Annotated in this window: 12 protein-coding genes; 7 read left to right on the forward strand and 5 right to left on the reverse strand. The window is 62.8% G+C overall.

The window, feature by feature from the left end; genetic code table 11:
* Positions 1-22: 22 nt before the first annotated feature.
* Both GWL_RS00745 and GWL_RS00750 read right to left on the reverse strand, forming a co-directional pair.
* A complete protein-coding gene (locus GWL_RS00745; protein WP_008325551.1) occupies positions 23-628 on the reverse strand; it encodes a sensor histidine kinase KdpD in 606 nt (201 codons plus the stop codon).
* Positions 629-630: 2 nt separating this feature from the next.
* Positions 631-2,259: a tetratricopeptide repeat-containing response regulator gene (locus GWL_RS00750; RefSeq protein WP_034349748.1), complete on the reverse strand. Its 1,629-nt coding sequence runs from the start codon at positions 2,257-2,259 to the stop codon at positions 631-633.
* A 410-nt stretch (positions 2,260-2,669) separates the two neighbouring features.
* Between GWL_RS00750 and recA the strand changes: the two genes are divergently transcribed.
* From recA to GWL_RS00780, 6 genes are all read left to right on the forward strand, one after another.
* Positions 2,670-3,719 (forward strand): recombinase RecA, encoded by a 1,050-nt coding sequence (gene recA, locus GWL_RS00755; RefSeq protein ID WP_008325554.1) that lies wholly within the window; start codon positions 2,670-2,672, stop codon positions 3,717-3,719.
* A gap of 147 nt (positions 3,720-3,866) precedes the next feature.
* Entirely contained in the window at positions 3,867-4,331 is a 465-nt protein-coding gene (gene recX, locus GWL_RS00760) for a recombination regulator RecX (RefSeq protein ID WP_008325556.1), read from the forward strand.
* Positions 4,332-4,847: 516 nt separating this feature from the next.
* A complete protein-coding gene (gene sucC, locus GWL_RS00765) occupies positions 4,848-6,008 on the forward strand; it encodes an ADP-forming succinate--CoA ligase subunit beta (protein WP_008325557.1) in 1,161 nt (386 codons plus the stop codon).
* Positions 6,009-6,108: 100 nt separating this feature from the next.
* Positions 6,109-6,990, forward strand: a complete 882-nt coding sequence (gene sucD / locus GWL_RS00770; protein WP_008325558.1) for a succinate--CoA ligase subunit alpha — start codon at positions 6,109-6,111, stop codon at positions 6,988-6,990.
* Between the two features lie 180 nt (positions 6,991-7,170).
* Positions 7,171-7,905 carry a TerC family protein gene (locus GWL_RS00775; protein ID WP_008325559.1) on the forward strand — a complete coding sequence of 245 codons (735 nt, stop codon included), beginning with the start codon at positions 7,171-7,173 and terminating at the stop codon, positions 7,903-7,905.
* A 141-nt stretch (positions 7,906-8,046) separates the two neighbouring features.
* Positions 8,047-8,553: a pilin gene (locus GWL_RS00780; protein ID WP_008325560.1), complete on the forward strand. Its 507-nt coding sequence runs from the start codon at positions 8,047-8,049 to the stop codon at positions 8,551-8,553.
* 92 nt (positions 8,554-8,645) lie between these two features.
* On the opposite strand, the gene moaC is transcribed toward GWL_RS00780, so the two are convergent.
* Positions 8,646-9,152: a cyclic pyranopterin monophosphate synthase MoaC gene (gene moaC / locus GWL_RS00785; RefSeq protein WP_034349663.1), complete on the reverse strand. Its 507-nt coding sequence runs from the start codon at positions 9,150-9,152 to the stop codon at positions 8,646-8,648.
* A gap of 107 nt (positions 9,153-9,259) precedes the next feature.
* On the opposite strand from moaC, the gene GWL_RS00790 reads away from it, so the two are divergent.
* On the forward strand, positions 9,260-10,807 hold the full coding sequence (locus GWL_RS00790) for a M48 family metalloprotease (RefSeq protein WP_008325562.1): 1,548 nt from the start codon (positions 9,260-9,262) through the stop codon (positions 10,805-10,807).
* Positions 10,808-10,822: 15 nt separating this feature from the next.
* Here the strand turns inward: GWL_RS00790 and GWL_RS00795 are convergent, their stop codons facing one another.
* Positions 10,823-11,428 (reverse strand): DUF2946 family protein, encoded by a 606-nt coding sequence (locus tag GWL_RS00795; RefSeq protein WP_008325564.1) that lies wholly within the window; start codon positions 11,426-11,428, stop codon positions 10,823-10,825.
* Positions 11,421-12,413: a YheT family hydrolase gene (locus tag GWL_RS00800; protein WP_008325568.1), complete on the reverse strand. Its 993-nt coding sequence runs from the start codon at positions 12,411-12,413 to the stop codon at positions 11,421-11,423. The genes GWL_RS00795 and GWL_RS00800 overlap by 8 nt, the downstream gene beginning before the upstream one ends.
* Positions 12,414-12,434: the final 21 nt, after the last annotated feature.

The following is a 12,434-nucleotide window of genomic DNA, read 5'->3' on the forward strand; positions in this document are numbered from 1 at the left end:
TGCCCGGGGACCTCCCATGGACTTACGGCAGGCACAATTCGAACAGCGCACCGCCCTCGGGATGATTGGATAGCCGCGCTTCCCCGTGCCGGGTCTCCTTGTTGTGGGCGGTGGCAATCGCATTGCACAAGTCCATGCCCAGTCCGGTGGAGGGCTTCTTTTCCTGGGTGCCGATGCCGGGGCCGTCGTCGCGTACCGTGAAGATCACCCCACCCTCCGGATGCTTGCGGCAGCCCAGCGCGATCTGCGAACGCGCAAAGCGGCTGGCATTCTGGAGTGCCGCTTCCAGCGCCAGTGCCACCAGGTGTTCATCGAAGAAGCCGATGAGCGGCATGTCGGTTTCGTCCACCTGCAGCAGGATGTCACTGCTGCGGGCCACGCCGTGCTCGCGCACCAGCGCATCGAGGAAGTCCAGCGGCGAGACCGCCTCGACCTGCGCGCGCAGGCCCTGGGAGTCGGCCTTGTAGAGGGTCAGGAAGGCGATCAGCTTTTCCTGCAGGGCCAGGCAGGTGACATGGGCCTGCTGGACGCGCGGCACGTCGTCGGACAGGCGGCGCAATTCCCCCTCCAGCACGCCCAGGGAGTTTTTGATGTCGTGAATGATGATCGCGGCAAGCTTGGGATCCATGGTCAGCTCTTCGGGGCTACTTTGGTCAGGGTGTCGCGCAGGAACTTGTGCATCTTGGCGACTCTATCGTTGCCGGGAATCAGACGGTCCAGGGTGGCCAGGTAGCGGCGCACGCGCTTGACATAGTCTTCGTTCCAGCCGCGCTGGCTCATCCAGAGCAGGTGCAACTGGGCCGAGGCCAGCAGCACGCCGGTGTTCTCGGGCATGCTGGCCAGCGCTTCCTCCAGCTTGGCCAGCGACTCGTCGGGCTTGGCGCTGCGCATCAAGGCATTGGCTTCGGCGATGATGCTCATGCACTGCTTGACGGCACCGTCGATGAGTTCCTCGGCCAGGTTGGCGCGACCGGTATCGGCCAGCACCTTGCGCGCCAGCATCTGCAGGGTCTTGTTCTCGTGGTCGGACTTGACTGCCTCGGCGATCAGCTTGGCGCCTTCCTCGTCCTTGCCCATCGAGAAGGCGGCCTTGGCCAGGGCCAGGGTGGCGGTATCCGAGGCTTCCTTGCCGGCGGCCTGGCGGGCCGTCTCGAAGGCCTGCTGGGCCGAAATGGTATCCCCCAACTGAACGTAGGCCTGGGCTTGCACTGCGGCCTGGGCGGAGACGAAGATGTTGGATTCCTCGTAGCGACGTGGCGCGCTTTCCAGCAGACGCAGGGCGGCATCGGGATCGCCGCTGTCGATGTGGACCTGGGCCAGCGAGAGCAGGTCGGTCGGCTGTGCCGTGAGCGAACCCTTGGTGTGCTTGAGGACGCGGTCATAGGCTTCGCGCGCCTGATCCAGGTGGCCGCTGCGGTAGGCCACGTCGCCTACCAGCCGACTGCGGCGCGCCGAGGGAATGATCTCGGAGGACTTGGTCAGCGCCTCCAGCGCGCCTTCCTGGTTGCCCTGGGCTTCGTCGATCTGCGCCAGCAGGTCGTAGGCGGCGATGAACTGCTTGTTCTGCGCTAGCACGTCCTCCACGATCACGCGCGCATCATCCATCTGGCCGGCCACGATATTGCAGCGGGCCAGTCCGATCTTGGCCCACACCAGGTCGTCGCGCATGGCCAGGGCCTGCTTGTAGACCTCGCGCGCCTCGTCGATGCGGCGCTGCTCGATCAAGAGCGTGCCCTTGGTCTTCATGATTTCCACGATCCACTTGGGCGCAGCCTTGAGCACGCTGTCGCATTCGAGGATGGCACCGGCGAAGTCCTTGCGCTTCATCTTCTCGGTCACCGGCAGCATGGCGTGCTGCTTTTCCAGCAGGCGGTCCACGCGCTCGGCGATGCGGCTGGCCGTCAGCGGCTTCAACATGTAGGCGTCGGGCTGGAACTCGGCTGCGCTGGCTACCAGGTTGTAGCCGCTCTCGGCGGTCACCATGATGAACATGCAGGTCGGCGAGAGCATGTTCTGCGTACGGAAGAACTCCAGCAGCTGCTGGCCGTTGCTTTCCTTGTTGAGGTTGTAGTCGCAGATGATCAGGTCATAGGTACCGGATTGCACGAAGCGGATCGCTTCGTCGGGCGTGGCGGCCTGGTCGACCTTGGTCACGCCAAGCTGCCCGAGGTGCATGCGGATGTTCTGGCGCATCGTCGGCATGTCGTCGATGACCAGGCAGCGCAGGGCGCTGATATGGCTGAAAGGCACTAAACTCATGAGAACGTTCTGTAAAGCGATCTGTGAGACGATCTGTTCGGGATTGCGGAAAGCCAGGGCAGCATGATTGCCGCAGCGCAATATCGTGCACGATGACGACGATTGCATGCCAGTTGACCTCGGCTGACCAATTATTCCTACCAATGCGCGAGTGTGCCGCTTTTTTTCCTTCCACGCATCATTCCTCTGCGATTTATGAAGTTTTTGGCTGGGCGGGCTCTCGTATAATTGTGGTTTTCGCCTCGGGATGAATCGAGAGCCGAGAAAAAGGCTTGCACCGGGCACTGTTTTTTTATACAGTATCGCTCTATCGGGGCGGTCATCCACTGCCGCCGAGCAACATCAGCAAGACCTATCAGCAAGACCTCCCCCTGACACCCGTCTTCACGACATTTTGCCGAGAGAGATTTATGGACGACAAAAAAGCTGCGAACAACTCTGAAAAGAGCAAGGCGCTGGCCGCCGCGTTGGCACAGATTGAAAAGCAGTTTGGCAAGGGCTCGGTGATGCGCATGGAAGACGGCGTCATCGCCGAGGAAATCCAGGCCGTTTCCACCGGCTCCCTGGGCCTGGACATCGCCCTGGGCATCGGTGGCCTGCCGCGTGGCCGGGTCATCGAGATCTACGGTCCGGAATCCTCCGGCAAGACCACCCTGACCCTGCAGTCGATCGCCGAGATGCAGAAGCTGGGCGGTACCTGCGCCTTCATCGACGCCGAGCACGCCCTCGACGTCACCTACGCCCAGAAGCTGGGCGTGAACCTGAACGACCTGCTGATTTCGCAGCCAGATACCGGCGAACAGGCCCTGGAAATCTGCGACGCCCTGGTGCGTTCGGGTGCCGTGGATCTGATCGTGGTCGACTCCGTGGCCGCGCTGACCCCCAAGGCTGAAATCGAAGGCGACATGGGCGATTCCCTGCCCGGCCTGCAGGCCCGCCTGATGTCGCAGGCGCTGCGCAAGCTGACCGGTAGCATCAACCGTACCAACACCACTGTCATCTTCATCAACCAGATCCGCATGAAGATCGGCGTCATGTTCGGCAACCCGGAAACCACCACCGGCGGCAATGCGCTGAAGTTCTACGCCTCCGTGCGCCTGGATATCCGCCGCACCGGGTCGATCAAGTCGGGTGACGAAGTCATCGGCAGCGAAACCAAGGTCAAGGTCGTCAAGAACAAGGTCGCGCCGCCGTTCCGCGAAGCCCACTTCGACATCCTGTATGGCGAAGGCACTTCCCGCGAAGGCGAAATTCTGGACCTGGGTTCCGAGCACAAGGTAGTCGAGAAGTCCGGCGCCTGGTACAGCTATAACGGCGAACGTATCGGCCAGGGCAAGGACAACGCCCGCAACTATCTCAAGGAACATCCGGAACTGGCCCGCGAAATCGAGAACAAGGTCCGCGTCGCCCTGGGCGTGCCGGAACTGGCCGGTGGCGAAGCGGAAGCCAAGGCTTCCTGAGTCCCCGCCTAAAGGATTCAAGCGCTATCCCGGCGACAGGGTTTGCCTGAGCCTTGGAGGTCGTGATGGTGCTTGTTGATCTCTCTGTGCCGCGCCGTGTTGGCGGTCTCGGAGAGAGGCAATACCGCAGTACTGCAAGTTCGCAACATGCCAAGACCCCCGATCAGCCTGAAAGCACGGGCGCTCAAATATCTCTCTTCACGTGAGCATAGTCGCCTGGAACTTGCGCGTAAGCTTGCCCCTTACGCGCAAGAGGGCGATGACATCGAAGCCCTCCTGCAATGGCTGGAGCAATCCCGTTTTCTCTCCCAGGAACGTTTTTCCGAATCGCTGGTGCATCGTCGCTCGGCGCGTTACGGCAATCAGCGCATCTTTTCCGAGCTTCATGGTCACGGCATCGAAGGTGAAGCCATTGCCGAATTGAAGGCCGATCTGGCGGCAGGCGAGGGCGAGCGTGCCGCGCAGGTGTTGCGCCGCAAGTATGACGCCCCCCCAGCGGATGCCGAAACCCGGGCGAAACAGATGCGTTTCCTGCAGCAGCGCGGCTTTTCCCATCGCAGCATCCGCGAAGCCTTCCAGAAGGCCTGGGCGGATGATGAAGACGCCCTCTGACAGCGCCAATAGCAGGATAGACCTGCTCGGTACAGCTTTCCCGTTGTTCTCACAAAATCCGCCAGGACAGCCCGTCCTGATCCCGTCACATGGTAATCCAGTGGCTTTGCAGTTGCTGATAGCGCTACCAGCCAACAGGCTGCGTGGCGTGTGCTAGAATTCGGAAGTTTTTGCTGCGGCGCGCAAGCCTGAGGAGATACTGCATGTTGCCGGTTCGTTAAAACGGCGCAACGGTGCAAGGCCCACGTCAGGAGCAGGAATGGATAATGCGAACGCTTCGGCGCAAGCTGGCGCGTTTCGAATATCAGACCAACTAAAGCAGACGGCATGAACATGCCCAATTCTACGAATTCACTCGCAACCCGCGCAGCTCACGCCTGCGCCCGACTCCATCCGGCAACGGATGCGACACCCGCCTGCGGGTTGCAGTCTGCTTTCTGGTCGGCCGGCTCGATGCCGGCTACCGAATTTCAATCCGGCAAGTTTCATTCATTCAGTGTCTAAAGGGAAGCTCCCATGAAAATCCATGAGTATCAGGGTAAAGAAATCCTGCGCCAGTTCGGCGTAACCGTGCCGCGCGGCATTCCTTGCATGTCGGTCGACGAAGTCGAAGCGGCAGCCCAGAAGCTCGGCGGCCCGGTGTGGGTCGTCAAGGCCCAGATCCATGCAGGCGGTCGCGGCAAGGGCGGTGGCGTGAAGGTGGCCAAGTCCATCGAGCAGGTCAAGGAATACGCCAACCAGATCATGGGCATGCAGCTGATCACCCACCAGACTGGCCCTGAAGGCCAGAAGGTCCGTCGCCTGCTGATCGAAGAAGGCGCTGACATCAAGAAGGAACTGTACGTTTCCCTGGTGACCGACCGCGTTTCGCAAAAGGTCGTGCTGATGGCCTCCAGCGAAGGCGGCATGGACATTGAAGAAGTCGCCCACAGCAACCCGGAAAAGATCCACAACGTCATCATCGATCCGATCGATGGCCTGACCGACGCGCAAGCCGACGACGTGGCCGCCAAGATCGGCGTGCCTGCCGAATCGATCCCGGCTGCCCGCCAGAACCTGCAAGGTCTGTACAAGGCCTACTGGGAAACCGACGCTTCCCTGGCTGAAATCAACCCCCTGATCCTGACCGGCGACGGCAAGGTCATCGCCCTGGACGCCAAGTTCAACTTCGACTCCAACGCCCTGTTCCGTCACCCGGAAATCGTCGCCTACCGCGACCTGGACGAAGAAGATCCGGCTGAAGTCGAAGCCTCCAAGTTCGATCTGGCCTACATCTCCCTGGACGGCAACATCGGCTGCCTGGTCAACGGCGCCGGCCTGGCCATGGCCACCATGGATACCATCAAGCTGTTCGGCGGCGAGCCGGCCAACTTCCTGGACGTGGGCGGCGGTGCCACCACCGAGAAGGTCACCGAAGCCTTCAAGATCATGCTGAAGAACCCCGAACTGAAGGCCATCCTGGTCAACATCTTCGGCGGCATCATGCGCTGTGACGTGATCGCCGAAGGCGTGATCGCGGCTTCCAAGGCCGTTTCGCTGAAGGTGCCCCTGGTGGTCCGCATGAAGGGCACCAACGAAGACCTGGGCAAGAAGCTGTTGGCCGATTCCGGTCTGCCGATCATCTCGGCCGATTCCATGGAAGAAGCCGCCCAAAAGGTCGTGGCAGCTGCCAAGTAAGTAACCCAACACGCAAGCCTGCGCGGCGCGAGCCGCCGGCTGCAAGCCATTGCAGCCCAGGCGCCGCCCGCGGCGCAGGCATCACAGTCAAGGAAGAGAAATGTCGATCCTCATCAACAAAGACACCAAGGTCATCACCCAAGGTATCACCGGCAAGACCGGCCAGTTCCACACCCGCATGTGCCGCGACTACGCGAACGGCAAGAATGCCTTCGTCGCAGGCGTGAACCCGAAGAAGGCCGGTGAAGACTTCGAAGGCATCCCCATCTATGCCAACGTCACCGAAGCCAAGAACGCCACCGGCGCAACCGTTTCCGTGATCTACGTGCCGCCCGCCGGCGCTGCTGCTGCCATCTGGGAAGCCGTTGAAGCCGAGCTGGACCTGGCCATCTGTATCACCGAAGGCATCCCCGTGCGCGACATGCTGGCCCTGAAGGACCGCATGGCCAAGGCCGGTTCCAAGACCCTGCTGCTGGGCCCGAACTGCCCCGGCCTGATCACCCCGGACGAAATCAAGATCGGCATCATGCCCGGCCACATCCACAAGAAGGGCCGCATCGGCGTGGTTTCCCGCTCGGGCACCCTGACCTATGAAGCCGTGGGTCAGCTGACCGCCCTGGGTCTGGGCCAGTCCTCCGCCGTCGGTATCGGTGGCGACCCGATCAACGGTCTGAAGCACATCGACGTCATGAAGGCCTTCAACGACGATCCGGAAACCGATGCCGTCATCATGATCGGTGAAATCGGTGGTCCTGACGAAGCCAACGCTGCGCGCTGGATCAAGGACAACATGAAGAAGCCGGTGGTTGGCTTCATCGCCGGCGTGACCGCGCCCCCGGGCAAGCGCATGGGCCACGCAGGTGCCCTGATCTCCGGTGGTGCCGACACCGCCGAAGCCAAGCTGGCCATCATGGAAGAGTGCGGCATCAAGGTCACCCGCAACCCGTCCGAAATGGGCCGTCTGCTGAAGTCCGTGCTGTAATCGGCGTCTGGCTGAACCAGCCACAGCAGCAAGATCAGTACCCGCAAGACCAGCATGGGGAGCTCCGGCTCCCCATGTCATTTTTGGAGAGCTGCCCTAAAGGGCGGGCACTCATCGCGCACGGCGCGGTCATCCAGCCATGTGCCCGATCCGAGGCGCTGTTTTTCCAAGAGGACATACATGGAATTCCTGACCAACCTGAACTGGGTGGCAGTGGCGCAGATCATCCTGATCGACATCCTGCTCGGCGGCGACAATGCCATCGTCATTGCGCTGGCCTGTCGCAACCTGCCCGACCAGCTGCGCATGAAGGGGATCGTCTGGGGTACCGTGGGCGCCATCGGCATCCGCATTGCGCTCATCGCCTTTGCCGTGACGATGCTGCAATTGCCTTTCCTGAAGCTGGTCGGCGGCGTCCTGTTGCTGTGGATCGGCATCAAGCTGCTCAATGAAGACGACGATCACGCCGACATCAACGGCAGTGACCGCCTGTGGGGTGCGGTCAAGACGGTGATCGTGGCGGACCTGGTGATGAGCCTGGACAACGTGATTGCCATCGCCAGTGCAGCCGAGCAAGCGGCGGGCGAGCACCAGTTGCTGCTGGTGGTGTTCGGCATTGTGGTCAGTATCCCCATCATCGTCTGGGGCAGCACCCTGGTATTGAAGCTGATGGAGAAATTCCCGGTCATCGTCACCCTCGGCGCGGCCTTGCTGGGCTACATCGCAGGTGGCATGATCTTCAGCGACGTGGCCGTGCAGGGCTGGCTCAAGGGCCTCATCGCCGACACCGAATTCGTGCTGCCGGGGGCAGCCGTCCACCTGAGTCTGCCGGGCCTGGTCGGCGCGCTGGGGGTGGTGCTGACCGGCTTCACGCTCAAGCGCAGGAAGCAGGAGCGGCAGGGGCCTGCCCTCTGATCCGCCCAAGCCCGCTCTCCCTGCTTGAGCCATATCAGCGCCATGGCCCCACAAACCTGATAGCTTTGCAATTTTTTCGCTAGTGCGCATGACCGGCGCTGCCGATACTGGCAACGCCCTTTTCTTTTTTACGAGGATCCCATGAAACCCGTCGTCACCCGTCGCCCCCAACAAGGCTTTACTTTGCTCGAACTGATGGTCACGCTGGCCATCATCGGCATTCTTGCGATGCTGGGCGCCTCGCAATATCAGGACTACATCGCCCGTGCGCGCGTTTCGGAAGGCTTCAACCTGGCCGAGCCCTACAAGCTGGCCGTGACCGAGCAGATCAGCTCCAACAATGGTGTCTTCACCGTGGCGCAACTGGGCCTGCCGGCCTTCACGGCGACCGACAACGTCAGCAAGATCGAGGTCTCTCCCATGGAAAAGCGTGGCGTGGGCGGCGTCATCACCATCACCTACGGCCCGCGCGTGGGTGACGGCGGCACCCTGACACTGACGCCCACCATCACCTCCGGCACCATTCAGTGGCAGTGCGCAGCCAAGGATGTCAAGCAAGCCCCCACTCCGGAAGGCGCCACGCCCAACACCGGTTTCGTCGCCGGTACCCTGCCGGCCAAATTTGCACCGGCCAACTGCCGCGGTTGATTCGCAGGTGCACGCTGCGGATTCCGGCAAGAAAAAACGCGCCCTCGGGCGCGTTTGTCTTATCCACGGGAGCATCGGACCGCAGCCCCGGCTCAGGGCCGCGCCATACTGATGTCACTCTTGCCGCCGCGCTTTTCGGTCACGCAGATATCGGTCATGACCATGCTCTTGTCGACCGCCTTGCTCATGTCATAGACCGTCAACAGTCCTACCTGGACGGCCGTCAGCGCTTCCATCTCCACCCCGGTCTTGCCGAAGGTTTCCACGCGCGCGGTACAGCGCACCGATGAGCTGGCCGCATCAGTCTCGAACTCCACCGACACATGCGTCAACGCCAGCGGATGGCACAGCGGGATCAGTTCACCGGTACGCTTGGCCGCCATGATGGCGGCGATGCGGGCGATGCCCAGGACGTCTCCCTTCTTGGCGGTGCCGGCTTCGATGATGGCCAGCGTGGCCGGCTGCATGCGGATCACGCCCGTGGCCAGGGCCACGCGGTGAGTCTCGTTCTTGCCGCCGACATCGACCATGTGCGCTTGTCCGCCCTGGTCGAAGTGAGTGAGGCCGCCGTTGGGCGCGGGTTCGCCGGATGTGCTCATGGTGATGTACTGAAGATGAAATGAAGGGAAAGGAGCGGGTATCATAGCAGGCAGCCCGCAGCGCACGCTGCCTCTCCTTTTTCCTGTCCGACATTGATGACTGGTCCATGCAGCGAACCGTGACTGATCCTTCCCGCCGACCCTTGCGTCGCCTGCTCATGCCTGCCGTGAGTGCCGCCTGTTTCTTGCTGCCCGCTGCCCCGTTGACGCTGCTGCCGCATCCCGGCGTGGCCCAGGGTTTGCCGACGCTGGGCGATACCGAACGGGAAGGGCTCTCGCCACTGATGGAGCGCAAGCTGGGCGAAGAGATCATGCGCGACATCCGCACCGATCGTGATTACGTCGACGATGGTCCGGTCTCGGAATACCTCAACAATTTCGGCCAGCACCTGGTCTCGATTCATCCTGAAGTGCGTGGCGAGGCGGGGTTCGACTTCCAGTTCTTCATGGTCCGTGATCCCATGCTCAACGCCTTCGCGCTGCCGGGCGGCTTCATCGGCGTCAACAGCGGGCTGCTGCTGGCGGCGCAGTCGGAGTCCGAACTGGCCGGTGTGATGTCGCACGAAATCGGCCACGTGGCCCAGCGCCACATCGCCCGCATGCTGGGCCAGCAGAAGCAGAATTCGATGATCCAGCTGGCCGCCATCGTGCTGGGCGCACTGGCCGGCGTGTCCAAGGCCGGGGGCGATGCCGCCATGGCGACCATGATGGGCGGCACCGGGCTGGCCGTGCAGCGCCAGCTCAACTTCAGCCGCGACGCCGAACGCGAAGCCGATCGCATCGGCCTGCAGATCATGCGCGACGGCGGTTTTGATCCGTCCGGCATGGTGACCTTCTTCGGTCGACTGCAAGCGGCTTCGCGCAACTACAGCGATGCCGTGCCGCCCTACCTGATGACGCACCCGCTGACCACCGAACGCATCGCCGACATCCAGGCCCGCATCCGCGAGCAGCGCTACAAGCAGCGGGTGGACAGCCCCGAATTCCAGCTGGCGCGCGCCCGTACCCAGGTCTTGCAGAATGACGGCGTACAGGGATTGCGCGACAACGTCGCCAAGTTCACCGACCAGGCCAAAGGCAATACCAAGCTCATGACGGCCGCCGCCAAGTACGGACTGGCCTACGCCTACTATCGCCAGAACCGTTTCGAGCAGGCCGAGACGGCCTTGAAGGAGGCGCAGGAGGCAGCCGTTCCGATGAAGACCGGCATCTTCTTCGGCAGTCTGGACATCGATATCAAGATCGCCCGCAAGCAGACCCAGCAGGCTCTGCAGGTGGCGGAGACCTTGCGCCAGCAGTTTCCCATCTCGCGCGCCATCGCGCGCCAGTATGCCGATGCCCTGATCGCCGCCAGGCGCTATGACCAGGCCGTGGCCTACCTGCGCGACCAGGCACAGCTGTATCGGTCGGACGCCCAGGTGCAGGAGTTGCTGGCCAAGGTCTACGCCGCCCAGGGCAAGCAGGCCTTGCAGCACCTGGCACTGGCGCAATCCTATGCACTCAACGGCAGCCTGCTGGCCGCCATCGATCAGCTGGGAATTGCACGCAAGGCACCGGATGCGACCTTCTACGACCAGTCGCAGGTCGACGCCCTCGAGCGCGAATGGAAGGCGCGCTGGAAGGATGAGCAGAAAGATCTGAAAGAGCGCGGCTGAGCACCGGCCGGAAAGTCAGTACTGGCGGGGGGTGGCGACGAATCTGAAGGTTTCTTCCAGGTGGTCGCTGGCGATGCGTTGCAGCGCCAGTTCCTGTCCCTTCCAGATGAAGGAAAGTGTCAAATCGTCGCTGCCCTCCAGCCACCGCAGCAGGGCGTCTTCGTCGGCATGATCGGCCGGATGCAGACAGGGCAGCAAGCTGGCCAGGTCACGGTCATCGACCCCGGCAACGATCTGGTCACTGCGCAGATAGAGCCGTCCGCGCTCATCCATCCAGGCGGCATCAACCTGCTCCACCGCGCCCTGCGTATGCAGCAGCAGGGCGGGGGCATTCTGGTCCGCGCCGGGCTGGGTGCGCAGCAGATGCGGCATCCATTCCAGATCGACATAGACCCGCTGCGGCCCGTTCTGGAAATACCAGCGTCCCGTGTCGTCGACGGCATAGTTGCGTTCGATGAAGGCCAGCAGGGCGGGGTGGCGAATCGGATCGCCGGCCAGCTTCAGTTGCTGCGCGCGTTCATCGCGCATGCGCCACTGGCCGCGCGCGTCCAGCCGCAGCCAGCCGAAGCAGTGCGGTACGTTGGGCCAGCGGGCCATGGCCTGGTGGACGATCTCATCCATGGGCCAGCTCCGGGCGGACGTCGAAGGCACTCTCGGCCCGGCCTTCGAGGAAATGCAGTAGTCGCTGCGGCAGCCACGCCAGGCTGCCCGGCGGCCCCCCTGCGGCAAAGCCGACATGTCCGCCCTGTTCGGGATATTCCAGCACCACTTCCGGCGCCGCCGAGCGTGGCAGATGGCGGGCCGGCAGGAAGGGATCGTTCTGCGCATTCAATACCAGCGTGGGCACGCTGATGTCGTGCAGGATGTGCTTGGCGCTGGCGCGGTCCCAGTAGTCCTCGGTATTGCGATAGCCGTGCAGGGGCGCGGTGACCACGTTGTCGAAGGCATACAGATCGCGCGCCGACAGCAGGGCATCGCGGTCGAACAGGCCCGGGAACTGCTCCAGCTTGGCCAGGCACTTGGGCCGCATGGTGCGCAGGAAGACCCAGGTATAGAGCCGGTTGAAGCCGCTGGCCAGGGCCGCGCCGCCACCGGCCAGATCCAGCGGGGCCGATACCGCGCAGGCGGCATCGACGATCTCGGCCTCGTGCTGCGATTCGCCCAGCCAGCGCAGCAGCGCATTGGCACCGAGCGACACGCCGCAGGCGTACAGGTGGGTGGCGGCCAGGTCTTGCTGGCGCAGCTTGAGGCGACGGATGATCCAGTCCAGCTCGGCGCTATCGCCCGAGTGATAGAAGCGCGGTGCCAGGTTGATTTCACCCGAGCAACCGCGAAAATGCGGAATTGCCCCATGCCAGCCACGCCGCTCTACCTCGGCCATGAGTGCGCGGCTGTAGTGGCTGTCGGACGAGCCTTCCAGCCCGTGGAACAGCAGCAGCAGCGGTCGTCCCGGCTGACCATCGACGAAATCGATGTCGATGAAGTCGCCATCCGGGGCTGCCCAGCGCTCGCGCCGGTAGGCCACCTGCGGCTTGGGCAGGAAGGTGGACGGATAGATGGTCTGGAGATGGCCGCCGGGAAGCCAGCGGGGCGGGACGTAAAGCATGATGCAGCCTTGCTCGGAATC

Origin of the sequence: Herbaspirillum sp. GW103 (genome assembly GCF_000261365.1) — a bacterium.
Classification (GTDB): Bacteria; Pseudomonadota; Gammaproteobacteria; order Burkholderiales; family Burkholderiaceae_D; genus Herbaspirillum.

Bases quoted from the DNA above. Each gene is read 5' to 3' on its own strand.
- GWL_RS00780 (WP_008325560.1), top strand. From the start codon at position 8,047: ATGAAACCCGTCGTCACCCGTCGCCCCCAACAAGGCTTTACTTTGCTC.
- GWL_RS00775 (WP_008325559.1), top strand. From the start codon at position 7,171: ATGGAATTCCTGACCAACCTGAACTGGGTGGCAGTGGCGCAGATCATC.
- GWL_RS00790 (WP_008325562.1), top strand. From the start codon at position 9,260: ATGCAGCGAACCGTGACTGATCCTTCCCGCCGACCCTTGCGTCGCCTG.
- recX (WP_008325556.1), top strand. From the start codon at position 3,867: ATGCCAAGACCCCCGATCAGCCTGAAAGCACGGGCGCTCAAATATCTC.
- GWL_RS00800 (WP_008325568.1), bottom strand. From the start codon at position 12,413: ATGCTTTACGTCCCGCCCCGCTGGCTTCCCGGCGGCCATCTCCAGACC.
- sucC (WP_008325557.1), top strand. From the start codon at position 4,848: ATGAAAATCCATGAGTATCAGGGTAAAGAAATCCTGCGCCAGTTCGGC.
- GWL_RS00750 (WP_034349748.1), bottom strand. From the start codon at position 2,259: ATGAGTTTAGTGCCTTTCAGCCATATCAGCGCCCTGCGCTGCCTGGTC.
- GWL_RS00795 (WP_008325564.1), bottom strand. From the start codon at position 11,428: ATGGATGAGATCGTCCACCAGGCCATGGCCCGCTGGCCCAACGTACCG.
- recA (WP_008325554.1), top strand. From the start codon at position 2,670: ATGGACGACAAAAAAGCTGCGAACAACTCTGAAAAGAGCAAGGCGCTG.
- moaC (WP_034349663.1), bottom strand. From the start codon at position 9,152: ATGAGCACATCCGGCGAACCCGCGCCCAACGGCGGCCTCACTCACTTC.
- sucD (WP_008325558.1), top strand. From the start codon at position 6,109: ATGTCGATCCTCATCAACAAAGACACCAAGGTCATCACCCAAGGTATC.
- GWL_RS00745 (WP_008325551.1), bottom strand. From the start codon at position 628: ATGGATCCCAAGCTTGCCGCGATCATCATTCACGACATCAAAAACTCC.